We start from the raw sequence: 24,170 nt of genomic DNA on the forward strand, positions 1-24,170 counted from the left end.
ATACCTGCATCGTTATATTCAAGCCAAAAGCCGCTGTGCAATGTATTGCGCAGCGGCTTTTGTTTATACTTATACTTAAGAATGGGACAAACAGCCGTTTTGAGCTATGCGCCTTGTTATACCATTCTTTTAGGGGAGGGAACAACTTATAGTTCGTCTTTGTACATCAGCATTTTACTTCTGCCGTCTTCAATGTAGGCGCGGTACATTATCGCCAGGCTAAAAAGTATCGTGTATTCTCTTTGTTGTAATCTCAAGAAATACTTAACATATACATTTAGCAGGAAAATGTTTATGTTAAGTATGAAAAAAAGAGCCGTCCACTTTTTATACTTTCAACGAACGCTATTCTTAACTTACTGTTATTCATTGATTTAATCTTTTAGCGTATAAAGGATAAACCTCTCCATGGAACTTTAAAATCTACGAGCATGAAAAAGCTCATCTTCCTTAAACCGTTGCTTTTATACGCCTTTCTTGGCCTGTGCAGCACTGCCTGCAACGATGATGACGGCCAGGTGCCGATGCCTGAACCGGAAGAGCCGGCGTGCAGGCTTACAAAAATCATCAACGGAACCTACGGCCCTACAGTGATACAATACAATGCACAAGGCTATGTAACCAAACTAACTGATGAACACAGTAACGGAACTGAAACAGTTACTTACATTACCTACAATGCCCAAAACCAAGCCGTAAAAGCAGAAGTGCATGGGAGCGACTTTAGTTATTACTACACTTATGAATACACCAACGGCCTGGCAGCAACCATGAAACGGTACAGCCAGGATGGCCGGCAGGAAGATGTCCGCAGGTTTACATACGATAGCAGGAAGCGGCTGATCGAAGAAAGATTTGGTGACAACGATGCCTCCGCTACTTACACTTATGCCTATACCTACGATAACAACGATAATCTTACAAAGTGGGAAATCTTATATGGAGCTAATGTTATCGGCTGGACAACTTATGAAAACTACGATAATAACCCTACACCTTATTCCACTTTAAAAGGTGTGCCCTACCATGTATGCGTCTATCCTTATAATAGTCTCGGCAAAAACAACCCCGGCAAGAAAGCCGAAGCGGTGGGTGTAGACGAAAGCGGAACTTTAGAACCAGAAGAGATTTTTACCTATACCTATACTTATACTTACAACAGCGAAAGTTACCCAACGAAATTTGTTTACGGGGGTGATCTTTCCGGCGCTAATGGAGACGAGTTTGAGTATCAATGTGATTAACCTTAGCTAATATCCGGCATAAGTATAAGCTACCGCATCATCTGTTAGCCGGTGCATATCTCCTGACCTTGCGGCACCTTTAAAAGCTTTCTGCTGAAAATCTTAGGTGCCGCAAGGTTTCTTTATGAGCCCTCTGTAAATTGTAATCCCTGTTTTATAAAATAAGCACTTCTGGTTGTTTAATGCCGCCCTGTCGCTGTTAATAACAGCGTGCGCCTATCGTTTTCTTAAATCGACACTGCCCAACAATTTAAACACTGTGGAGGTGAATAATATAAATGTACAACTTACACGATGCTACTACATGTACTTAGAGGCAAGAATTTACATTTATATATAATTTTAGAGATATTTATAGTATAATGCCCAATCTTTTATCATATTTGTAAATCCTTATATTTAAGTTATCATTTATACACAAACATCAACCTACCAAAACCATGAAATTACATTATCTCAAAGCGTTCCTGTCCCTGTTGTTGTGCACCACCCTGCTGGCCTCCTGCGTGTCTTCTAAAAAGTATGAAGATCTGAAAGCCAGCAAAGAGGCTTTGGAACGTGAGCAGGCTGCCTCGCAACAGAAAGTTGATGCCCTTAGCGCCAGCCTGAAAGAGCGTGAGCAGAAACTGGCCGACATGGAACGCGCCATGAATGAGCAGCAGAAAATGCTCGATGACCTGAAAAGCGAGGTAAACATGGCGCTGCAGGGCTTTAATGAGGGCGACCTGCATGTAAGTATAAAAGATGGCAAAGTATACGTGTCGATGTCGGATAAATTACTGTTTGCCACGGGCAGCACAAAAGTAAACGCAGGTGGCCAGAAAGCCATTAACCAACTGGTGGATGTGCTGAAGAAAAACCAGCAGGTGGGCGTGATGGTAGAAGGCCATACCGATGACGTGAGCGTAGCAAGCGGCATGAAATACCTGACTGATAACTGGGACCTGAGTGTACTGCGCGCCACCGAAATTACCCGCATGATGACAGACAAAGGCTTGTCGCCCGACAGGATTACGCCGGCCGGCCGTGCCTTTTACATGCCCGTAGACACAGGCCGCTCTGCCGAAGCAAAAGCGAAGAACCGCCGCACCGAAATTATCCTGACACCGGATTTCTCTGAATTATACAAAATCCTGGGCATCAAAGCCTAAGTATATATTACAAGTATAAACCAAAAGCCGCCGGCAGCCATCAGGTATCCGGCGGCTTTTGGTTTATTGATGGCTGGTTGTTATCGCTGAGGGCTTTATTGCTGAATGGCTACATCGTTAAATGGTTAAGGAAGCAAAAAACGATACGGCATACTTCAGTTCCCCAACAATCAACAGCTACTTCATCTCTTTCGCCTGCCGGATGGCTTCGCAGAGTTCTGCCGCACGCTGTGAGCCAATCAGCAAAGGTTTGTGGTTGTAAAAGTATAGCTTCACGCCTTCGTTGCCCGACATGTTGTAAGCCTTGCCTGCAAAGCCCCAGCGGATACCCCAACCGCCATAGTCGCGGATAGGATTGTAAACCGTTTGCTCAAAATCGCGCAGCAGGTGCAGCGGTATCCGGACGGGGCGCAGATGAAACGGATAAAAGCGCACCCGCAGTTCGCCCGGCACTACTTCGGTTTGCAGGCGCATCATATAAAAAAAGTAAGGCAGCCCCACCCCTACCAGCACAAACACGATAATGAGTTGCAGGTTAGAGGCAGGTTTATTCCCAAAAGAGTTACCCAGCAGCACCTGGTACACAAATCCTACCCAAAAGATAGCCGCTGCGCCTAGCACCACCACCCACAACCACACTTGCCTGAACCGCTGCCGCTCCCTAAAAAGTATCTTATCCTGCTCCATACTTTAAAGTATAATTTCTGCTACGAAAAAAGCCGCTCCAATTGTTATCAGAGCGGCTCTTAAGTATGATTTTATGTATGAGCAAGTATAAAGTATACTTGCTCATATAGGCCTGTTTATGCCAGCGCCTGCTCCAGGTCGGCCAGCAGGTCTTCGGCATCCTCTACGCCCACGCTCAGGCGGATCAGCGAATCGCTCAACCCTGCTTTGATGCGCTCCGCAGGCGGAATGCTGGCGTGCGTCATGGTAGCCGGATGGCCACACAGCGACTCCACGCCACCCAGCGACTCTGCCAGCGCAAAGAATTTAAAGCTTTCTAACACATGCTTTACGTCTTCCGCCTTGTTGCTTTTCAAATCAAATGACACCATACCGCCAAAATCGCGCATCTGTTCTTTGGCTACCTGGTGGTTGTTGTGATCTTCGAAGCCGGGCCAGTATACTTTCTCTATTTTCGGATGATTACGCAGGAATTCTGCTACCTGTCGGCCATTCTGGCAATGGCGCTCCATGCGCAGGTGCAGCGTTTTAAGGCCGCGCAGCACCAGGAAACAATCCTGAGGGCCAGGCGTGCCGCCGCAGGAGTTCTGGATAAAAGACAATTGCTGGTGCAGGTCATCGTCTTTTACGATAATAGCACCCATTACCACATCCGAATGGCCACCCATATACTTGGTCAGGGAGTGCATCACGATGTCTGCGCCTAAATCAAGGGGTGTTTGCAGGTATGGCGTGGCAAAGGTATTATCGGCCACCAAAAGTAAGTTATGCTTTTTGGCGATGGCGGCGCATCCTTTTATGTCGATGATGTTGAGCAAAGGGTTTGTCGGCGTTTCCACCCAGATCATCTTCGTGTTGTCATTCACCAGTTCCTCCACATTAGCCAGGTTGCCCATGTTGGTGAAGTGGAATTTGATGCCGTAGTTCTGAAATATCTTCGTGAAAATGCGGTAGCTGCCGCCGTATAAATCATTGGTGGAAATTACCTCATCGCCCGGCTTCAGCATCTTGATAATGGCATCAACGGCTGCCATGCCGGAGGCAAAGCAAAGGCCATGCTTGCCATTCTCCAGCGCGGCCAGCGCATTTTGCAACTGGGTACGGGTGGGATTGTGCGTGCGCGAATACTCGTAGCCTTTGTGGTCGCCGGGAGATTTCTGCACGTAGGTAGACGTCTGGTAAATAGGCGTCATAATAGCGCCGGTGGTAGGGTCTGGCTCCACACCCGCATGTATCGCTTTTGTTCCGAACTTCATGTCTTGTATATAATTTATAGTATAAACAACAGGCTGCAAGTTAATAATTTTAACCGCAATACTTTAGGGCGCCGCTTACATCTGGCCGGCAAGGCTTTTAATCCCGCACATATCTTTCGTCCTTTGTCTTTCGTCTTATAAGCGTACGATTAGTTTATACTTACCACAACCACATGAAGCGACTTGCCCTACTGCGAAACCTTATACGCCAGAATGCCTCTACCTTTATTTCGATGCTGCTGCTGGTGGTGGTACCCGTGGTGATAAGTTCTACGCTGGCCTATGTACTGTACGACCATCAGGCGCTGCTGCAAGGCTTAAACTGGTGGCAAATGGGATTATACTTCCTGATTGTGTCTGTTACCATGGCGCTGGCCCTCACGCCTACCACGTTTGTGGCGCTGGCAAGCGGCTTTTACCTGAGCTGGAGCGGCTTTCCGGGCATTGTGGTATCGTACGGTGTGGCGGCGCTGGTGGGCTATAGCCTCGCCAAGCTGATTGACCACGGCAAAATGATGAGCTTCCTGAACCGCTTCGAAAACGCGCGTAACCTGATGCAGGAGCTGCGTGCCGAAAGCTGGAGCCTGATATTTCTGACGCGCATCTCGCCGGTGCTGCCTTTTGCGCTGATGAACTTTGTGCTCTCGCTGCTGCAGGTCGACAGGAAGAAGTTCTTCCTGGCCAGCATCCTGGGCATGCTGCCGCGCACTTTTTTCTTTTTCTGGATAGGCACCCAGGCCAGCGACATCCTGATTCTGCTGCAGAAACCCGAAACAGGCAGCGGCGGCAAGCTGCTCCTGATCCTGCTGGTAATCATCTCAGTAGGCGGCTTATACTTCGTTTTCGATCGTGCCCTGAAGAAAGCGCTCCGGAAGGCCAGCACGAAAAACGCTGAAAATATTTGAAAGGACTTGCGTATAACGAAAAAAGAGCCTTACTTTGCACTCACAATTACGGAATTGGTCACGTAGCTCAACTGGATAGAGCATCTGACTACGAATCAGAAGGTTAGGGGTTCGACTCCCTTCGCGACCACTTGAGAATCAGCCACTTACAGGTAAAACTGTAAAGTGGCTTTTTTTATGTACACACAATTTGCATACAAATGGTTTTAAACTTCCTGTCCTATACCCTTCCAGACATGTGTGCTTAGTGTTTTTCTTAAATTAATCTTTATATTTATCTATAAATTTTTTACTATACTGTTAGGTTCATTTAGCCTTGTCATAATAATACATTTTGCACTTGTTACTAAGCATACCTCCTTATGATAATTAAGAGATTAAAAGCAAAGAACTATAGAAGCCTTGAAGACATAGATATAGAGTTTAATCCATATTACAATGCTATATCAGGCAAGAACAACTCTGGTAAGTCAAACTTAATCAAAGCAATACTTAACTTTCTTACATATGAGCATAAGATTTACTCAAATTATGTCTCTGATTTAGACTATGACAATGACTTTACTCATTGGAAGAAAAAAAACAAGGAAAAAGAGGACATCTTTGTCCTTTTAGAAGTAGAGTTGAATGAGGATACTGATACCGGCGTTTTCAAATTTTTAAAAGAACTCATTTTTAAAAATGAAGAGGAATTTAACCGGTCTGATGAAATTCTTAGGATAGAGGCCACGCAGTCACACCAACAGAAGAAGACCAGTATCAATGTATATTTCGGAAATAATCTTATTGAAGATGAATACAAAAGAGATGAATTGCTAAGAAGGCTACGTGGATCAAGGAGTGTGCTATTCCATAACTCTACAGAAAATCACCCTTTCTTTTTTACGAGAGGTAGTAGCAGGGAACCATTAGCATCATACTTAGGCCATGATGATGCAGATAACATTTCTAAAAAGAAGTTGTCCTTGGAAAATGCTGTTACTAAGTCTTTGAAGAAGCATCAAACCGGTTTGAGCAGTTTATTAGGTAGGTTACAAGAAAAATATGATGTATCTCTTGGTATTAACAGTTTTAAATTTGAGCGAGAAAACATTGTAATTTCACTGAAGGAAAAGGATATAGAGGTACCTCTGGAAGAATGGGGTAGTGGAACAAGAAATAGAACTCTTATTCTTATGAACTTGATGAATGCGAAGAGAATGCAGGATTCAGGAGACTTAACCGACAGAATCACACCTGTAGTCATAATAGAAGAACCAGAAAGCTTTTTACATCCTTCTGCTCAAGCTGAATTTGGCAGAATTCTTCAGGATATAGCTATTGAATTTAAAATTCAAATTATCGTAGCAACTCATAGTCCTTACCTATTAAGCCATAAGTCTCCTAAAGCAAATATTCTTTTAGAGAGAAACTTTAGCTTGGCAAGTAAGGGATCAGAAGTTATAGATACCGAACAAGAAAAATGGTACGAGCCTTTTGCTCTTTCTTTAGGCATTAATGGCGATGATTTAGGACCTTTAAAATCAACCATATTTAGTAATTCTAATGACATAATTTTAGTTGAGGGCGAAACAGACAAGGAGTACTTTGAATTACTCAAAGATTCGAGACATGGAGCAAACAGATTAAAGTTTGAAGGAGACATCTTTGCTTATGGCGGAGCGGGTAATCTTAAAAATAATATTCTTTTAAGATTTATAAAGGACAGGTTTAAACGCTTTGTTGTTACTGTCGATTTAGACAAATACAGTGATGTAAAAAAAACTTTAGAAACCTTAAACTTAAAAGAATATCAAGAATATATTGTTATTGGCAAGAACGAAACGGGAAAGAAATGCATAGAGGGTCTTGTGCCTGCTAACATTCGTAAATTGGCTTATGCTGAAAATGTTGATCTGGTGCAGAAGGCGATGGAGAACTCTGATAGTGGTAAGAGCGCGAGGAATGAATTAAAGAGCAAAGTTTTAGATGCATTCAAGAAAGAAGCATTTAGCAATCTTGACAACTTCTCTGATTTTTACAAGGTGGTGAAAGCTTTGAACAAGACTTTCAAAGACTAATAATTTAAAGCTAATCGGGATTGTAAACTAAACTGTGTCATCCTTTCCCATTTATAAAGGTTTACTTCAAGTCCAGCTGCATTCTGTCGCCGAACCAGATGGCGAGTTGCTGGGCTGTCTGGCTCCAGTTACTCAGGGCATCCCATTTACTGCTGGTATGCTGATGGGAGAGATAAATGAACTTATGTAGGGCCATGTCCGGGGTGTAGTGACTTTCATTTATATTAATTTATGTAGATCAAGATTGAAAAGGAGAATTAGGGTACAGCGATACACTTTATCTGACAAGATTGAATCTTAATACTTCAACTTGCAACGACATTGGAAAAAGACTGGTAAAATTCAAAAATGAGCGCTGTAGGCTAGCCTAATTAACTATAATAAACCCGCGCTGACTCCCTTCGCAAGCACCGAAAAGCGTTTCGGCATCAATTGAAGGTCTTTCTGTTACCGATAGCAGTTAATAAAAATCATCGCAGTAACTTTGGCGCTTTAACTAAATCATACCATGACTAAATCAGGCGCGCAGGCCGGTTTGAAGGAGAATGCCGGACAGTTTTGGCTGCTGATGCTGATTACCGCTTTTATTGGTGCCATAGTAGGCTTGGAGCGCTCTGTTTTACCGAAGCTGGCCGAAACTGCTTTCGGCATGAACGGCCATACGGCTATTCTTTCTTTTATTGTAGCATTTGGGGTGGCAAAGTCGGTCGCCAACCTATTGATGGGGCAGCTTTCCGTGCGTTTCACGCGCAAACAGTTGCTGCTGGTGGGCTGGCTTTTCGCGCTGCCGGTGCCCTGGCTCCTGCTTTATGCCCAAAACTGGTGGTGGGTAATTGCAGCCAACCTGCTGCTGGGCATTAACCAGGGCCTGGCCTGGACTTCCAGCGTGGTGATGACCATAGATCTGGTGGGTGAAAAGAACCGTGGGCTGGCCATGGGTATTAATGAATTTGCCGGTTACCTGGCCGTAGGGCTGGCCTCCTTTCTGGCAGGCTATATTGCCTCGGCCACCGGCGTGATAGTGTATGCTTTCGTACCCGGCATTGTCTTCTCTCTGGCGGGTGTGGCACTTACGCTGTTTGTCGTGCGCGATACGCATGCACATGTGCAGGCAGAGGCAGCGAAAAGTACTACTCCCTTGTTGCCAAGCGTCTGGAAAGACACCACCTGGCGCCATACAAACCTGGGCCCGGTAACGTTAAATGGTTTTGTGACGAAGATAAATGATGGGGTGCTGTGGGGCCTGCTGCCACTGGTACTGGGCGCCCAGGGCTATTCGCTGGTAGAGATAGGCTTTCTGGCTGGTGTTTATCCTGCTGTATGGGGCATCGGCCAGCTTTTCACAGGTAAAATAGGGGATACTTATTCAAGGAAGCAGTTGCTGTGCCTGGGTATGTTGCTACAGGGAGTGGGAATTGCTGCTCTTTTCTTTACAGGGTCCTACAATGTTATGCTCGCTGCGCTTGCCACCGTTGGTGCCGGAACAGCAATGGTCTACCCCACCTTTATGACCCTGGTGGCAGATAACACTCACCCCAGCCAGCGTTCGCAGAGCCTGGGCATTTTCCGGTTCTGGCGTGATTTCGGTTATGTAGCAGGTGCCGTGGCAGCAGGGCTCTTCAGCGATAAGTTCGGGGCGGAAGCAGTATTGCTGGGCGCCGGTATATTAACTGTTGGCGCCGGTGTGTTTTCTGCATTACGCATGCAGAGACATCCCCTGAAAACCTTTGCGCATAATGTTACCCAAAAGGCGTAAGGCATTAACGGTAATAAAGGTAATACAAGAATAAAGCATCCAGGACTTTATACCTTCAGGATATTCTTTCATCAGAGTTAACCTGTTACATGCTCTAAACTTGCCGGAAACTTTTTTAAGACACGGAATCTGCTGCTAATCCGTAAAGGCCAATCGAAAAAGAATAAAAAGTAAATTCTTAGCACATCCGCTTGCAACCAGCGGCAGCGTTTTGGGGTCTTCATAACAGAAGTACGCCTGTGCAGATCAATACAGGTGTCTTAAGTAAACTTCCACATTCTAACCCTTATCAACATTATCATGCAAAACATTTTCAGCAGATCATCGCTAAACAAGATTACGCTTCTTTTATTTAGCGTAGCAGCTATTTCCTTTACCAGCTGCCAGGACGACGAATTTGTTGCTCCCGATCCAATACCAACTAGTTACGTATCCTTTTACCATGGTTCTCCTGATGCCCCCGATCTGGATATCCGACTGGAAAACCAGGTTATCAATAACCAGGCATTCAAGTATGCTGCTTTCTCAGGGTATCTTACCTTAACTCCGGGAGAACGTAACATCAAGTTTACCCCTGTTAATGCCGCTAATGTCTTTATTGACTCTACCTTAACTTTTGATGAGGAGAAAGCATACTCGCTGTTTGCCATCAACAGGCAGCAGAACATGGAATTGCTGGTAATTCAGGACAGTATTAAAACACCGGCTACAGGTAAGGCCGGGCTGCGGATAATCCACCTGTCGCCTGACGCACCTGCCATTGACATCAGCACCACAGGAACCACAGGCACTACCCTGGCTACCAACCTGGGCTTTAAAGGCCATACTGAATTCTTAGAATTAGCCGCAGGCAAGTATAGCTTACAGGCAAAAGAGGCCGGCACGGGCAATGTGCTTTTAACAGCCGCAGACCTACAACTGGAAGAGGGCAAAACATACTCTTTATTGGTTCGGGGATTTGCGACTCCGCCAACCGGAAACACCAACGGACTCAGCGCACAGCTTATCAGAAATTACTAGCAATCGTACAAAAAGAAAAGCCCGCCTACTGCAGTTGCTGCAGTAGGCGGGCTTTTCTTTTTTAGCCACACGTAGCGAAATTTATTAGGCTGAAAGTGTGCCTGCTATACTTACCCAAAGGCATAAGGTTCCTGGCTGTTTCTATAAGAAAGGACGGTTTGTGGGGTAAAACGGTGCTGGTCTGCTTAATTTTGCCCAACAAGCTTATCATCTACAAGGGACAAAGAAGCGATGTATTCTTTGTCCTCCAGGCACTGGTTCCTGCTCCTGAAAGCCCCTGCAGCTATAGCTTATGTAAACACAGGAGGCAGTGCCTGGTAGACAAGTATGGCTGTTTTAAATCTAAATCCGCATCAGAACCGTATTCAGAAACTTATGGACGCTCTTAAAAGGAATAATGTAAAAATTATTGGGAAAGGCGAAAGGCCTATGTTATTTGCCCACGGGTATGGCTGCGACCAGAACATGTGGCGCTTTATTACCCCCGCTTTCGAAGCAGATTACAGGATTATTCTTTTTGACTATGTTGGCTTCGGCAACGCCGACACCAGCACTTACACCAAAGAACGGTATTCTACTTTAGAGGGGTATGCAGCCGATGTTTTGGAAATATGCCGGGAGCTGGCACTACAGGATGTAATCTTTGTAGGGCACTCGGTAAGTGCGATGATCGGTACACTGGCCGCTATCATGGAACCCGAGCGCTTTTCGAAACTGATCCTAATCAGCCCTTCGCCCTGCTTTATCAACGACGGGGAGTATCGGGGCGGCTTTTCGAGGGAGCAGATAGAAGGTATGCTTGCTACTTTAGAGAGCGATTACCTGGGCTGGTCTAATACCATGGCGCCGGTTATAATGGGCAATCCCGACAGGCCGGGTTTAGGACAGGAGTTAGCAGGGAGCTTTTGTAAGAGCGACGCGCAAATAGCCAAAGACTTTGCGTATGTCACTTTTCTGTCGGACAACCGGAAGTATTTGCCCCTTGTGAAAACAGATACGCTGATTTTGCAATGTTCGGATGACGCAATTGCCCCTTTATCCGTAGGAGAGTTTACGCACCATAGTATAGCCGGAAGCCGGCTGGTGCTTTTAGAAGCAACCGGGCACTGTCCTAATTTAAGTGCGCCCGAAGAAACCATTGCCGCCATGAAGGACTTTTTATAAACCTGCAAATGCGAGCGGAGAAACCCTTTTAAACAGAGCAAGTGTGTTGGGCAGAGAAGAATTATTAGAGTTGGTAGATTACAAGGAACTTAAAAAGGCGAACGGCGATATCTTCTTTGAGGCAAAAAGAATGTTTGATAATTCATATATATCTGTTAACTGGATTGGCATTCAGTCACTGGAAACAGTTGTGATGGGCGGGAACCATATTCTGGCCATGTTGCGTGAAAAACCCTGCCAGGCGCTCCTGAACAGCAACCGGGAACTGATAGGCTCCTGGGATGCTGCCATTAACTGGTTGGCCCATAAGTGGGCGCCACAGGCAAAGGCGCTTGGGCTGCGCTATAATGCGCATGTACTCTCGCCGGGCATCTATGGGCAGCGGTCTTTTGACTTGTTCTACAAAACCTTAAAAAATGAATTTAAGATTAAGGCTTTTTCTGATGAAGAAACAGCCGAAGCATGGCTTCAGATAAAGCTATTGTAGTTTGTTGCGCTAAAGTTGTTGCCGGTTAGTCACACCTGCTTCAGACGCAGAAAAAAATTTAAAAGCAAAAAAGCCTGCAAAAAATAATTTGCAGGCTTTTTTGCTTTTAAATTTCAATAATAAGTGGAGATGCAGGGATTCGAACCCTGGTCCAGACAAGGAAATCAACGGGCTTTCTACATGCTTAGACTTATTCGGATTGTCGGGAGCTTGCAAGTATAAGTCAAACTTATGCGCACTCCTTAGGTGCTTTATTTCGCCTGTGCACCGCACCTTTACACAGACTAGTCAAACGGTTCGAAGCCTCTGATGTGCAAGCAGTTTCACGAAACCTGCACGAGACTATGGCAATTGCTTAGTACCTAGACTAGGCAGCCATGGCGTAATTAGATTCGCCGATTATTGTTCGAACGGATTTTTAACAGGTGGTACGTTCATCACCCGACATGCTTACACGCAATCTGCACAAGCTGTCAATTCCAGTCATCCCCAATAAATGAAGAACGAATTCCTGTTGTTTATACTTCAAGAATCACGCCACAAATATAACAGAAATTATGGCATATTCCGAGCTATTGCAAGTATAAAACAGCTCCCGGCAGCGTTAGGTTTCAGCGGGCAAGCATAAATATGAAAGGACACAGGAAGCAAGACAATAGACACAAGACTATGCTGGTGCTCTTTCAAATTAAAAATTAGAAATTATGAATTAGAAATGGTCAGGAAAAGGTCCTCACTGGTTCTGATGTCACAAGCTAAACTGAATATTAATTGGTGGAGCACTGGTTTTATACCCGAATCAACACTGTAAAATAAAACGGGCATTACCACTTCAGGTAACGCCCGCTGATTGCTTTCATAGTTTTATTTTACCGTAAGTTATTCGGTGCGCAGCGAGGTAACCGGTGTGGCTACGGCTGTTTTAATGGCATGGAAGCTGAGTGTGAGCATGGCAATGAGGAAGGTGGCTACAAAGGCAGCGGCAAATATCCACCAGCTCAACTCGGTGCGGTCGGCATAGTCGTTTAGCCAGCCGCTCATAAAGTACCAGCCCAGCGGCAGGGCAATCAGATTGGCAATCAGCACTAGTTTCAGGAAGTCTTTGCTCAGCATGAGTACGATGCTTGAAACCGACGCGCCTAGAACTTTGCGGATGCCAATTTCTTTGGTGCGTTGCTCGGCTGTAAACAGGGCCAGCCCAAACAAACCGAGGCAGGAGATAAAGATGGCGATACCGGCAAAGTACTTGGTTAATGCTCCAATGATAGCCTCGCTCTTGTACATCCGCTCAAAGTCATCGTCCATAAAGTGGTACTCAAATGGGAAAGCCGGATTATAACGTTTCAGTATTTTCTCCATCGCGCCCAGTGCTTCTGTGGTCTGGCCTGGTGCTATGCGGGCAAACAGGGTATTCTCTTCTTTTGGCTGCAGGCGTAGAATAACGGGCTGCGTCGGCACGTGAATGGAAGTAGAGTGGAAATTCTTTATCACCCCGATAATGTGGCCCTCGTTGCCCCACTGCAACCATTCGCCCACCGGGTTCTTCATTTGCATCAGCCGCGCGGCCTCTTCGTTCACAATAAATGCGGCTGTATCAGTTCCATACTCTTTCGAAAAGCTACGGCCTTCCTTCAGGGTGATGCCCATGGTCTTCAGGAAATCATAATCCACCGTCATCACACTAAACAGAATATCGGCGTTCGGGTCTTTGCCTTTCCACGAAACACTTCCGGTAGAGTTGCCCACCATCAGCGGGTTTTGGTTGGCTGCAGTTACGGCCAGCACGCCTGGTGTATTTAGTAACTCCCGCTTTATGACTTCGTACCGGTTGTTTATTTCTCCTTCTATGGGCACATACACCAGGTTTTCGCGGTTCAGGCCTATGTTTTTAGTGCGGATGTAGTGCAACTGCAGGTATACCACCAACGTGCTGATAATAAGCAAGGCAGAAAGTATAAACTGGAACACCACCAGCCCCTTGCGGAACACCGCCACGTTTTTGTTCAGTTTTATAGTCCCTTTCAGCACAATCGCCGGGTCGAAGGCGGAGAGGAAGAAAGCGGGATAACTGCCCGAGATAACCCCGGTAAGCACGGCAACAGCGAGCAAGAGCAAAATAAATTGCGGGTCGGTGAGGTTGAGCTCGATAAATTTCCCGGTTAAATCATTGAATTGCGGCAGCAAGATACCCACAAGGTTAACGGCCACAAACAAGGCCAGGAAAGCTACCAATACCGACTCCACCATAAACTGCCGGATAAGCGCCGGCCGGCTGGCGCCAATGGCTTTGCGCACGCCCACTTCTTTGGCCCGCTTGGCAGAGCGCGCCGTGGCCAGGTTCATAAAGTTGATGCAGGCAATTACCAGTATAAAGATAGCCACCACAATAAATAGGCGCACATATTCTATGCGGCCACCGCCCTCTTTGCCACTGCGGAAATCGCCGTGGAGGTACATGTCCTTTACCGGCTGCACAAACAGTTCTGTTTTAGAGTCTTTGCTGTGGTTTTTAATGATAGGCCTGATTTTAGCATTTAAGGCATCGATATCAGTGCCTGGCTGCAGCTGCACAAACGTGCGAAGCGCATTACTTTCCCACCCGTTCAGCCAATCGTTACCGGGGCTGTTTATCCAATCTGCCACCGGCATCACGTAATCGAACTGCATCGAAGAGTTTTTAGGTACATCCTTGAAAACGCCGGTTACTTTGTAACTCTTGTCGTTGTTGATTTTAAAAATCTTGCCCATAGCATCGGCCGGTGAATCAAAAAACTGCTTTGCTACCGTTTCGGATATCACCACGCTATTTGGCTGCTTTAGTGCCTGCGCCGCATCGCCGTGCAACAGCGGAAAAGAGAACATCTCAAAAAATTCCGGGTCGGCATAGCGTCCGTTTACTTTCAGCACTTTATCGTTCAGCGTGAACAGCTGCTTCCAGTCCCAGGTGGTGCTGCGCACGGCATGCTTCACCTCCGGCAATTCGGCTTCCAGCGCTTCCGCCAACGGCCCAGGGTTGGCGTCTATCGTCAGGTCGTCGCCTCCGGGGTAATGCTGTATTTCCATCACCCGGTACAGGTTGTCTGCATCGGCATGAAAGCGGTCGAAGCTGATTTCATCCTGCACCCATAGCAAAATCAGGATGCTGCAGGTCATGCCCAGCGCCAGCCCCAGAATGTTTATCAGAGAAAAGACTTTGTGGCGCATCAGGTTGCGGTACGCCATTTTGAGGTAATTCTTAAACATAGTTTTAAGTGTTATAAGGTATCGGAATGCTTTAGCTGGTTTTGTTGCGCTTTATCTCCAATAAAGTGTGTTCTGCACAGCCATAAGAAATTTGCATGCCATAAATTATACACATTGATTTACAGCAACTTAACACCTGTATAACTTTCAAGCCTGTACGCTTCCGATACACTTTCCACGCGAACACCTGTGCGCCTGTGATACAGGTATTTGTTCGCATAAGACCTCGCAGCGTGCGCAGCTCCTGCGAGCGTCTGGGATTGTCTGCATCTTCTCGAGGGCCTCTACCCCAGGATTTACAGGATTAGAGGATTGACAAGATGCAGGAGTATAAAAAGGGAGGTCTCCGCTGGTACAAACTTGTCGCTTGTGCCCGAACATCTATAAAAAGAGATGTTCGATTGCGAGCTTGCATAACATAAATATTAAAGTACAAAATCCTGTTCATCCTAAAATCCTGATTCCCACATATTCAAAGGAATTATTATCTTCGATCTACAAATCAGCTTAGAACAAGTATGGCCCAGTTAAAAAATGCCCGGGTGTTGGTGGTGGACGACGAAACGGATGTGCTTTTTGCCTTTAAGATGTTGCTGAAACCAGAGGTAAAGGAGGTGGTAACGGAGAAGAACCCGGACAACCTGCTGGCGATTCTGGCGCGGGAGCAATTCGATGTCATTTTCCTGGACATGAACTTTAAAAGTGCCCTGAACACCGGCAACGAAGGCTTGTTCTGGCTGAGCCAGACTCTGGAGAAAGACAAAAACGCCACCGTTATACTCATTACCGCTTACGGCGATGTGGCGCTGGCTGTAAAATCGCTCAAAATAGGTGCCTTCGATTTTATCGTGAAGCCCTGGCAGAACGAAAAACTACTGGAAACGCTGGCAAATGCATTGGAGCACCGGCAGCAAAAAAAGCGCGGCACACAAGCCCCCAGTAGCGCGCCCAAAGCGTTCGATGCCACCGCCATACTTGGTAAATCACAAGCCATACAGGAGGTGCTGCACAAGCTGGATAAAATTGCGCCCACCGAAGCGAATGTACTCATCCTTGGCGAGAACGGTACCGGCAAAGAACTGGTGGCCCGCGCGCTGCACCAAAAGTCCTTCCGGGCCAACAAGCCGTTTGTGAGCGTGGACATTGCTGCCCTCACCGAAACGCTGTTCGAAAGTGAGCTTTTCGGCTATAAAAAAGGTGCTTTTACCGATGCCAAAGAAGACCGGGCCGGCCGATTTGAAGCGGCAAACGGTGGTACCTTATTCCTGGATGAGATTGGCAACATTTCGCCGGCCATGCAGGCCAAGCTGCTCACGGTGCTCCAAAACCGACAGGTCATTCCCCTGGGTTCCAACACGCCGGTACCGGTTGATATCCGGCTGGTTTCGGCTACCAACGAACCTATTTACCAACTGGCTGCTCAAAACCGCTTCCGTAAAGATTTGATTTACCGCATCAATACCGTAGAAATCACCCTGCCCCCCCTGCGCGAGCGCCACGGCGACGTAGAGCTGCTGGCCCGCCATTTTGCCGAATACTACGCCACCAAAAACCACAAACCTATACCTGATTTCTCGGAGGCTGCCCTGCGCAAGCTCAACCGGCATTCATGGCCGGGCAATATCCGCGAGCTGCAGCATGCCGTGGAGCGCGCCATTATTATGGCCGAAGGCAAGGAACTGCAGCCGGAAGATTTCAGCTTCTCGCCTATGGAGATGCCCGCTGCGCCGTCTGCCGTGGCTATCTCACAGGATATTTCACTGCCGCTGAGTGAGATTGAGCGCGAGACCATCATCCGTGTTATCGAGAAAAATAAAGGCAATATCTCTAAATCTGCCAAAGAGTTGGGTCTGACCCGCACGGCCCTTTACCGCCGCCTGAACAAACATGATATTTAAGCGCCTTGAGCTCGGGCTGTTCGTCCGGCTGTTCCTTATTTTGGGGATGATGTTCCTCACGCTGCAGTACTTGGTGCAGTTTACCTGGCTACAGGTTGTGTCGGGTATACTTGTCATGCTGGCACAGGTATGGGAGTTGGCCAATTACGTGACCCGCAGCAACAACGAGCTGGCCAAGTTTCTGCAGGCCGTAAAGCAACGGGATTTTTCGCAACGCTTTAACGAGCATACCACCAACAACTCGTTGCAGCAACTACACGCCGCTTTCAACCTCATCAACGACAGCTTTAAGCAACTGCACATCGAGCGGGAGGCACAGTTCCAGTACATGCAAACCATTCTGCAGCTGATTGACACCGGCATTATGGCCCTGGACGAAGAAACTGGCGAAGTGGAATGGGTGAACGATGCCTTTAAGAGAATCCTGAGCATCCCCTACCTGAAGAGTCTGGCAGGTCTGGAGCCGCGCTACCCTGCTTTGTACGAGGCTATACTTGAACTGCAGCCAAACGATAACAAACTACTGAAGCTAAAGCTGCCCAATGGCTCTTCGCAACTCTTGCTGACGGCTACGGCTTTTACCATGCAGCACCGTAACCTGTTGCTGGTCGCGCTTAAAAACGTGAGCGCCACCGTGGATGCTACCGAAACAGAGGCCTGGCAAAAACTGCTGCGCGTGATGACGCACGAAATCATGAATTCGGTTGCGCCTATCGCCTCGCTGGCCGACAGCCTGGAACGCCACCTGCACGCTGCCCACAACAAGTATAAACTGGACCCGGAAAGTAAGCCTGATTTAGAACTCCTGCAGGACACCGAGGAAGGCATCGGCATCATTAAAAAGCGCAGCGAAGGTTTGCTCCGTTTCGCGCAGTTTTACCGCAACCTCAACAAGCAACAGCAACTGCTATTCACCACCGTTTACGTGCAGGAACTGTTCAACAGCATTGATGGGCTGATGCGTCCGCAACTGGAGGAACAGGGTGTGGAGCTGATTTGCATGGTTTCCCCACGCGACCTCACCCTGCAAGCCGACGTAAATTTACTCGAACAGGTGCTCATCAACCTTTTGTTAAATGCCAAACGTGCCGTACAAAACAGGCCATACCCGCGCATTATACTGGCCGCCCAGCAACTGGAAGATGGCAAAACCACCATCACCGTGCAGGACAACGGCAGTGGCATTCCGGAGGAGCTACTCGAAAGCATCTTTATCCCCTTCTTCACCTCCCATAAAGACGGCTCCGGCATTGGCCTCAGCCTGGCCAAACACATCATGCTCCTGCACAAAGGCAGTATACAGGTAGAAAGTAAAGAAGGCGTCGGCACGACGTTCAGTTTATACTTTTAAACACTGGCACAGACCTCGCAGGAGCTGCGCACACTGCGAGGTCTTTAACACTGTTCTTCGTCTTTCCTTAATCGTAACCCGTTATCTCAACTCAAAGCAAACAAGGTATAAACTTGTCATCATAACTTTTCCTAAATGATGACAGGTTTATACCTCGTTTACAGCCCCGCCAATCATCTTCTCCTGCTTCATCAATTTTATCTATGATGCATAGAAAAACATTATGATTTTAAGCATAACATATTGAACTATAATCCAGTTAAAGAAGAATTGTAGCATACTTTTATTCACCTTAGCAGCATGTACCCATGATTGAAAACAATGAAAAGCAGCAGGGCGCCAATGCCAATTCCTCTGGTGCAGCAAACGGAAACCAGCAGGGCCGGACACTTACCACCCGCCAGGGGCACCCGGTAACGGATAACCAGAATATCCGCACGGTAGGCAACCGCGGACCGGCCACACTGGAAAACTATCACTTTATCGAAAAGATTTCGCACTTCGACCGGGAACGTGTGCCGGAGCGGGTGGTACATGCCCGTGGCGCCGGGGCGCATGGCGTATTTGAAGCTTACGGCAAAGTAGGCGATGAGTCTGTCGCCAAGTATACGCGTGCCAAACTGTTTCAGGAAAAAGGGAAACAAACGCCGGTATTTGTGCGCTTCTCCACAGTGGGTCATGGCGTACACTCGCCGGAAACACTGCGCGACCCACGTGGTTTTGCTGTTAAGTTCTACACCGAAGATGGCAACTGGGATCTCGTAGGCAATAACCTGAAAATTTTCTTTATCCGGGATGCTATGAAGTTTCCGGACCTGATTCACTCGCAGAAGCCTGACCCGGTTACCAACATCCAGAGCGGCGAGCGTATCTTCGATTTCTTTTCGGGCACTCCGGAAGCTACCCACATGGCTACTTTCGTGTTTTCGCCCTGGGGCATTCCGGCCAATTACCGCCAGATGCAGGGCTCCGGCGTAAACACCTACAAATGGGTAAATAAGGATGGCGAGGCTGTACTGATAAAGTACCATTGGGAGCCGCTGAAGCAGGGCATCCGCAACCTGACTCAGAAAGAAGCGGAAGAAATTCAGGGCAAAAACTTTAACCATGCCACCCAGGATTTGTACGAAGCCATCGAAAAAGGCGATTACCCGGAGTGGGAACTCTGCGTGCAGATTATGAGCGACGATGAACACCCTGAACTTGATTTTGACCCGCTCGATGACACCAAAATATGGCCAAAAGACCAGTTCCCTTTCCTGCCGGTAGGCAAAATGACCCTGAACAGGAACCCCGTGGATTATTTTAACGAGGTAGAGTTGGCCGCCTTTGGTACGGGTGTGCTGGTAGACGGTCTGGAGTTCTCAGACGATAAAATGCTGCAGGGCCGTACCTTCTCTTATTCCGATACGCAGCGCTACCGCGTGGGCGCTAACTATTTACAGTTGCCGATTAACGCCCCTAAAGCGCACGTCGCTACCAACCAGCGCGGCGGGCAAATGGCTTACAAAACTGATTTTGCCGAGGGCCAAAATCCGCACGTAAACTACGAGCCATCGGTGCTGGGAGGCTTGACAGAAGCGCAGAAAGCCGGCGAAGACTATACACCTCGCTACGAAGCGAACCTGTTGCGCCAGAAGATAGACCGCGCCAGCGACTTTAAGCAGGCCGGCGAAACCTATCGCAACTTCGAAGACTGGGAACGCGACGAGCTCATCATGAACCTATCGAACACCCTTGCTGCCTGCGATAAGCGCATCCAGGACAAAATGGTAGAATACTTTACCAACGCCGATGAAGAATATGGCCGCAGAGTAAAAGAAGGCATTAAGCAGGCGGGTGAAAAGATGCAGAAAGAGAAGATTGCGGGCACCGACGGACCAATCGGTAATACCGCTACCCATGAAGGTGTGGAGCAGGCCAAAAACGACTCTCATTCCGCAAAGCCATACTAAAGCATCGCCAATTACAAAGTAGCGATGATGGCTACCGTTCTGTTTAGAAGCTGAGTCAGAAATGTGGGGTAAAACAACACCGGTTTTTTTTACCTACTCCGCTTATAGTGTTTATACCTGATGAGCCGGGTATAAAATCAGCTTACCATGATCAAAGGCAGCTTCACGCAGAGGCTGCCTTTGGTTTTTACTGCTCCGCTATATTCCATAACCCTTATACTTCTAAAGCGTTAATGGTCAATAGGGTATATCCCAAGTAAAAACGTTGTTTCACTTCTTCCGCTTCAGCCAATGGCATCACCATCCCTCCGACAGACCCTCATCGATATCTTAGCAACTGCTGATATAAACGTAAATGGTCCGGCCCCCTGGGACCTGCAGGTACACGACGACCGCTTTTACAAACGCGTGCTCAGCGAAGGCACACTGGGACTTGGCGAATCATACATGGATGGTTGGTGGGAATGTGCGCAGATGGATGCCTTTGTGTTCCGGGCGCTGCGGGGCGACCTTTACAAAAAAGCAAAACCCGGCTGGCGGGCGCTGCTGAAGATGCTGCTTGCCAAAGTATTTAACATGCAGGCAAAAGGCAAGGCAGCCCGTAACGCCCAACGCCACTACGATATCGGTAATAAACTGTACGAGCTCATGCTGGACAAACGAATGACCTACAGCTGCGGCTACTGGAAAAATGCCGATACCCTAGACCAAGCCCAGGAAAATAAGCTGGACCTCATCTGCCGGAAAATCAGGTTGCAGCCGGGCCAGCGCGTACTCGACATTGGCTGTGGCTGGGGCAGCTTTGCCAAATTTGCCGCCGAGAAGTATGGCGCAGAGGTAGTAGGCGTAACTGTGGCACGCAATCAGGTAGAACTGGCAAGAGAAAGGTGCCAAGGCTTGCCCGTGGAAATCCGGTTGCAGGATTACCGCGACGTAAACGAACAGTTCGACCATGTGGTGTCGGTAGGGATGGTGGAGCACGTGGGTTACCGCAATTACCACACGTTCATGAAAACAGCCGCCCGCTGCCTCAAAGACGACGGCTTGTTTCTGCTGCACTCCATCGGCAGTAATATCTCCAAAACCTCCGCCGACCCATTTACCAATACCTACATTTTCCCCAACTGCCTTATTCCTTCTCTCAAACAACTCAGCGCTGCCATGGAGTATATTTTTGTACTCGAAGACCTGCATAACTTCGGCCCCTACTATGACCCCACCCTGATGGCCTGGTTTCATAACTTCGATGCGAACTGGGAGCAGCTACAAGACGAATACGGAGACAGGTTCTACCGCATGTGGAAATACTATCTCCTTTCCAGCGCCGGCTCCTTCCGCGCCCGCAACAACCAACTCTGGCAACTGGTACTCTCCAAAAAAGGCATTGTAGGCGGCTATGAAGCAGTGAGGTAAATGGTTGCAGTATAACACACAACTCTACAGAGCATCTTTCAACTTTATACTTGTCAATTAAGAATAAAGCTGCGGAGCAGAAACAGTAGCTAAGTACCATTTACAGCCTGTAAGCTATGCAACAGACACATGAGTCATGTGCACCTTTCGACACTCCACTGTTCGAGCGTTCAGCGAGTTTGGAGGGTCTTGATTCTTTTGCTTACTTTTCTCATCAAGGAGAAAAGTAAGGCCCAGCCGGCGAGGCGAAAAGTCAGCTAAGCGCATAAAAGCTGAAGTATAGGTTAGACCTGCATTCCTGGGCACTCATCAGCCTACTATAGTATCTATACTTACGCCAGTTACAAACTGGCATCATACGCAATCACATTTACCGCTACGCTCAAACTTGCGGTAGAGACAACCATCAAGGACACGGGCTGCAAGCCCGCGCCAGCAATCACTATAAGTAAGTATAAACGTTAATACTAGCCCGCGCCAGCAGCAAAACAGTTTCCAAACCTCTCTCCTGCCACTATTCCCACCTAACGTTTGTTACTACAAACAAGGCACGATTCCGTGGATAACTCTATGGATAAGTGCTGGATAAAAAGCACTCCCAATTCAGATGCGGATTGATTATCTTTGTGTAATGGAAAATTTCGTAGTATCAGCGCGTAAATACCGTCCGACCACATTCGACAGTGTGGTAGGGCAGCACCATATAACCAATACCCTCAAAAACGCCATTAGTAGCCAGCATCTGGCGCAGGCTTTCCTTTTCTGCGGACCGCGTGGCGTAGGAAAAACCACCTGTGCCCGTATCCTGGCCAAAACCATTAACTGCCAGAACATCACCCCTGAAACCGAAGCCTGCAACGAATGCGAATCCTGCCGCAGCTTCAACTCCAACAGCTCTTTTAACATCCATGAACTCGATGCGGCCTCTAACAACTCGGTGGAGGACATCCGGAATCTGGTGGAACAGGTACGCTATGCGCCGCAAACAGGTAAGTATAAAATCTATATCATAGATGAGGTGCACATGCTCTCGAACCAAGCCTTCAATGCTTTTCTGAAGACACTGGAAGAGCCGCCTGCCTATGCCATTTTTATACTGGCTACCACCGAGCGCCACAAAATCATACCCACTATACTTTCCCGCTGCCAGATATTCGATTTCAACAGAATCCGGATTGAGGACATGGTGCGCCACCTGGGGGGTATCGCTACCAAAGAAAGTATAACTGCCGAGCCCGACGCGCTGCACCTGATATCGCAGAAAGCGGATGGCGCGTTGCGTGATGCACTGTCTATCTTCGACCAGATGGTGACGTTTTCGGGCAGTAAAGTTACCTACAAGGCGACTGTCGAGAACCTGCACATCCTGGATTATGAGTACTACTTCCGCCTGACCGACCACCTGCTGGAGCAAAACCTGTCGGGCGCGCTGCTGTTGTTTGACGAGATTCTGAAGAACGGCTTTGATGCCCATAACTTCCTGATAGGCATTGGCGAGCACTTCCGTAGCCTGCTGGTGTGCAAAGACCCGGCTACCGTGCAATTGCTGGAGGTATCGGATAATATCAGGGTAAAGTATGCGGAGCAGTCGCAGAAAGCGAGTGTATCCTTCCTGCTCTCTGGGCTGAATTTAGTGAGCACCTGCGACACCAACTATAAAAGCAGCAAAAACCAGCGCCTGCACGTAGAGTTGTGCCTCATGAAAATGGCGCACTTAAATGCTGCCCTGAGTTTTGCACAAGACGGAGCAGTAGCAAAAAAAGCTAAGGTAGCAGCGCCGGCACCAGCCGCTACCGGTTCCACAGGTGCCATTCCGTCGGAAAAGATGCAGCCGGCGCACAGCCCGAACAGGGTTCCGTCCGAAGACCTGCAGCCGGCAACGCCCAACAGCGTACCTTCCGAAAAGCTACAGCCGCCGCATACGCCAACCCATGTGCCCAGCGAAGAATTGCAGGAGCCGCCCAGGCCGCAGCACGTAACACCGGACGCACACATTGCCCCGGCAAACCCGCAGACGCCGCCGGGCTCCAGCCCTATTCCCAGCGCCCATACGCCGCGTGCAGGCGTAGCTTTGCCACCGCCTAAAAAGCTGAGCAAGCTCCCCAGTCTCAAAGACCTGCAAAACGCACAGGTGGCTGTCGCCGATGTAGCAGTAGCCGAAGAGGAAGATACCAACTACGGTGCCGTCGTGCCTGTGGATCAGGCCAGGCTGAAAACGGTGTGGCATGCCATCGTGCGCCGTAAAAAGGAGGAGAACATGATGGAGTTTACGCTCCTGAACCGGCAGTATCACATCAGTGAAAAAAATGAAATCATACTGCACCTGGAAAACCACGTCATGCTCGACCAGTTTACCAGCCTGCGCCCTGCCCTGCTCGGCGAGCTAAAGCGGCAGCTCGGCAACCGAAGTATAACCCTGATGGCAGAAGTGATGGAAGTGCCGGAAGAAAACCGCCTCTATACCTCACAGGACAAGTATAACTACCTGGCCGAAAAATATCCGGTGCTCACTGATCTGAAACAGCGAATTGGCTTAGATACGGATTTCTAATCCGGTTTAAATTTCATATATTTATCGTC

At 47.9% G+C, this 24,170-nt stretch carries 17 protein-coding genes, 1 tRNA gene and 1 other RNA gene; 14 read left to right on the plus strand and 5 right to left on the minus strand.

Features of this window, described 5'->3' with window-relative positions; genetic code table 11:
• The first annotated feature begins 431 nt into the window (after positions 1 to 431).
• Both I2I11_RS08980 and I2I11_RS08985 read left to right on the plus strand, forming a co-directional pair.
• Positions 432 to 1,244 carry a hypothetical protein gene (locus I2I11_RS08980; RefSeq protein ID WP_196267352.1) on the plus strand — a complete coding sequence of 271 codons (813 nt, stop codon included), beginning with the start codon at positions 432 to 434 and terminating at the stop codon, positions 1,242 to 1,244.
• 440 nt (positions 1,245 to 1,684) lie between these two features.
• Entirely contained in the window at positions 1,685 to 2,395 is a 711-nt protein-coding gene (locus tag I2I11_RS08985; protein WP_196267353.1) for an OmpA family protein, read from the plus strand.
• Between the two features lie 177 nt (positions 2,396 to 2,572).
• Here the strand turns inward: I2I11_RS08985 and I2I11_RS08990 are convergent, their stop codons facing one another.
• Both I2I11_RS08990 and I2I11_RS08995 read right to left on the minus strand, forming a co-directional pair.
• A complete protein-coding gene (locus I2I11_RS08990) occupies positions 2,573 to 3,082 on the minus strand; it encodes a DUF6141 family protein (RefSeq protein ID WP_196267354.1) in 510 nt (169 codons plus the stop codon).
• Between the two features lie 116 nt (positions 3,083 to 3,198).
• A complete protein-coding gene (locus I2I11_RS08995; RefSeq protein WP_196267355.1) occupies positions 3,199 to 4,338 on the minus strand; it encodes a cystathionine gamma-synthase in 1,140 nt (379 codons plus the stop codon).
• A gap of 173 nt (positions 4,339 to 4,511) precedes the next feature.
• Here I2I11_RS08995 and I2I11_RS09000 point away from each other — a divergent pair, with 173 nt between their 5' ends.
• From I2I11_RS09000 to I2I11_RS09010, 3 genes are all read left to right on the plus strand, one after another.
• Positions 4,512 to 5,243, plus strand: a complete 732-nt coding sequence (locus tag I2I11_RS09000) for a TVP38/TMEM64 family protein (protein WP_196267356.1) — start codon at positions 4,512 to 4,514, stop codon at positions 5,241 to 5,243.
• 56 nt (positions 5,244 to 5,299) lie between these two features.
• Positions 5,300 to 5,373: transfer RNA gene (locus I2I11_RS09005), tRNA-Arg, on the plus strand.
• A 232-nt stretch (positions 5,374 to 5,605) separates the two neighbouring features.
• Positions 5,606 to 7,303: an ATP-dependent nuclease gene (locus I2I11_RS09010; RefSeq protein ID WP_196267357.1), complete on the plus strand. Its 1,698-nt coding sequence runs from the start codon at positions 5,606 to 5,608 to the stop codon at positions 7,301 to 7,303.
• A gap of 61 nt (positions 7,304 to 7,364) precedes the next feature.
• Here the strand turns inward: I2I11_RS09010 and I2I11_RS21435 are convergent, their stop codons facing one another.
• The gene (locus I2I11_RS21435; RefSeq protein WP_255531361.1) at positions 7,365 to 7,499 is read right to left on the minus strand and encodes a hypothetical protein; all 135 of its coding nucleotides are present in this window, start codon (positions 7,497 to 7,499) and stop codon (positions 7,365 to 7,367) included.
• A 312-nt stretch (positions 7,500 to 7,811) separates the two neighbouring features.
• Between I2I11_RS21435 and I2I11_RS09015 the strand changes: the two genes are divergently transcribed.
• The 4 genes from I2I11_RS09015 (at position 7,812) to I2I11_RS09030 (ending at position 11,730) form a co-directional block, all read left to right on the plus strand.
• Positions 7,812 to 9,059 (plus strand): MFS transporter, encoded by a 1,248-nt coding sequence (locus I2I11_RS09015; protein ID WP_196267358.1) that lies wholly within the window; start codon positions 7,812 to 7,814, stop codon positions 9,057 to 9,059.
• A 300-nt stretch (positions 9,060 to 9,359) separates the two neighbouring features.
• The gene (locus tag I2I11_RS09020) at positions 9,360 to 10,079 is read left to right on the plus strand and encodes a DUF4397 domain-containing protein (protein ID WP_196267359.1); all 720 of its coding nucleotides are present in this window, start codon (positions 9,360 to 9,362) and stop codon (positions 10,077 to 10,079) included.
• A 375-nt stretch (positions 10,080 to 10,454) separates the two neighbouring features.
• Entirely contained in the window at positions 10,455 to 11,243 is a 789-nt protein-coding gene (locus I2I11_RS09025; protein ID WP_196267360.1) for an alpha/beta fold hydrolase, read from the plus strand.
• Between the two features lie 43 nt (positions 11,244 to 11,286).
• Positions 11,287 to 11,730 (plus strand): hypothetical protein, encoded by a 444-nt coding sequence (locus I2I11_RS09030; RefSeq protein ID WP_196267361.1) that lies wholly within the window; start codon positions 11,287 to 11,289, stop codon positions 11,728 to 11,730.
• A gap of 121 nt (positions 11,731 to 11,851) precedes the next feature.
• Here the strand turns inward: I2I11_RS09030 and ssrA are convergent.
• Positions 11,852 to 12,221: a transfer-messenger RNA gene (gene ssrA, locus I2I11_RS09035) on the minus strand.
• Positions 12,222 to 12,609: 388 nt separating this feature from the next.
• On the minus strand, positions 12,610 to 14,973 hold the full coding sequence (locus tag I2I11_RS09040; RefSeq protein ID WP_196267362.1) for an ABC transporter permease: 2,364 nt from the start codon (positions 14,971 to 14,973) through the stop codon (positions 12,610 to 12,612).
• Positions 14,974 to 15,491: 518 nt separating this feature from the next.
• Here I2I11_RS09040 and I2I11_RS09045 point away from each other — a divergent pair.
• From I2I11_RS09045 to I2I11_RS09065, 5 genes are all read left to right on the plus strand, one after another.
• Positions 15,492 to 16,871: a sigma-54-dependent transcriptional regulator gene (locus tag I2I11_RS09045; RefSeq protein ID WP_196267363.1), complete on the plus strand. Its 1,380-nt coding sequence runs from the start codon at positions 15,492 to 15,494 to the stop codon at positions 16,869 to 16,871.
• Positions 16,861 to 18,222, plus strand: a complete 1,362-nt coding sequence (locus I2I11_RS09050) for a sensor histidine kinase (RefSeq protein WP_196267364.1) — start codon at positions 16,861 to 16,863, stop codon at positions 18,220 to 18,222. The genes I2I11_RS09045 and I2I11_RS09050 overlap by 11 nt, the downstream gene beginning before the upstream one ends.
• Before the next feature lie 308 nt (positions 18,223 to 18,530).
• The gene (locus I2I11_RS09055) at positions 18,531 to 20,177 is read left to right on the plus strand and encodes a catalase (protein WP_196267365.1); all 1,647 of its coding nucleotides are present in this window, start codon (positions 18,531 to 18,533) and stop codon (positions 20,175 to 20,177) included.
• 291 nt (positions 20,178 to 20,468) lie between these two features.
• Positions 20,469 to 21,590, plus strand: a complete 1,122-nt coding sequence (gene cfa / locus I2I11_RS09060) for a cyclopropane fatty acyl phospholipid synthase (protein ID WP_196267366.1) — start codon at positions 20,469 to 20,471, stop codon at positions 21,588 to 21,590.
• A gap of 631 nt (positions 21,591 to 22,221) precedes the next feature.
• Positions 22,222 to 24,141: a DNA polymerase III subunit gamma/tau gene (locus tag I2I11_RS09065; RefSeq protein ID WP_196267367.1), complete on the plus strand. Its 1,920-nt coding sequence runs from the start codon at positions 22,222 to 22,224 to the stop codon at positions 24,139 to 24,141.
• Positions 24,142 to 24,170: the final 29 nt, after the last annotated feature.

The organism is Pontibacter rufus (genome assembly GCF_015694705.1).
GTDB classification, from domain to species: Bacteria; Bacteroidota; Bacteroidia; order Cytophagales; family Hymenobacteraceae; genus Pontibacter; species Pontibacter rufus.

Excerpts from the sequence above, each read along its gene's own strand:
- I2I11_RS08980 (WP_196267352.1), top strand. The coding sequence starts at position 432 with ATGAAAAAGCTCATCTTCCTTAAACCGTTGCTTTTATACGCCTTTCTT.
- I2I11_RS08985 (WP_196267353.1), top strand. The coding sequence starts at position 1,685 with ATGAAATTACATTATCTCAAAGCGTTCCTGTCCCTGTTGTTGTGCACC.
- I2I11_RS08990 (WP_196267354.1), bottom strand. The coding sequence starts at position 3,082 with ATGGAGCAGGATAAGATACTTTTTAGGGAGCGGCAGCGGTTCAGGCAA.
- I2I11_RS08995 (WP_196267355.1), bottom strand. The coding sequence starts at position 4,338 with ATGAAGTTCGGAACAAAAGCGATACATGCGGGTGTGGAGCCAGACCCT.
- I2I11_RS09000 (WP_196267356.1), top strand. The coding sequence starts at position 4,512 with ATGAAGCGACTTGCCCTACTGCGAAACCTTATACGCCAGAATGCCTCT.
- I2I11_RS09010 (WP_196267357.1), top strand. The coding sequence starts at position 5,606 with ATGATAATTAAGAGATTAAAAGCAAAGAACTATAGAAGCCTTGAAGAC.
- I2I11_RS21435 (WP_255531361.1), bottom strand. The coding sequence starts at position 7,499 with ATGGCCCTACATAAGTTCATTTATCTCTCCCATCAGCATACCAGCAGT.
- I2I11_RS09015 (WP_196267358.1), top strand. The coding sequence starts at position 7,812 with ATGACTAAATCAGGCGCGCAGGCCGGTTTGAAGGAGAATGCCGGACAG.
- I2I11_RS09020 (WP_196267359.1), top strand. The coding sequence starts at position 9,360 with ATGCAAAACATTTTCAGCAGATCATCGCTAAACAAGATTACGCTTCTT.
- I2I11_RS09025 (WP_196267360.1), top strand. The coding sequence starts at position 10,455 with ATGGACGCTCTTAAAAGGAATAATGTAAAAATTATTGGGAAAGGCGAA.
- I2I11_RS09040 (WP_196267362.1), bottom strand. The coding sequence starts at position 14,973 with ATGTTTAAGAATTACCTCAAAATGGCGTACCGCAACCTGATGCGCCAC.
- I2I11_RS09045 (WP_196267363.1), top strand. The coding sequence starts at position 15,492 with ATGGCCCAGTTAAAAAATGCCCGGGTGTTGGTGGTGGACGACGAAACG.
- I2I11_RS09050 (WP_196267364.1), top strand. The coding sequence starts at position 16,861 with ATGATATTTAAGCGCCTTGAGCTCGGGCTGTTCGTCCGGCTGTTCCTT.
- I2I11_RS09055 (WP_196267365.1), top strand. The coding sequence starts at position 18,531 with ATGATTGAAAACAATGAAAAGCAGCAGGGCGCCAATGCCAATTCCTCT.
- cfa (WP_196267366.1), top strand. The coding sequence starts at position 20,469 with ATGGCATCACCATCCCTCCGACAGACCCTCATCGATATCTTAGCAACT.
- I2I11_RS09065 (WP_196267367.1), top strand. The coding sequence starts at position 22,222 with ATGGAAAATTTCGTAGTATCAGCGCGTAAATACCGTCCGACCACATTC.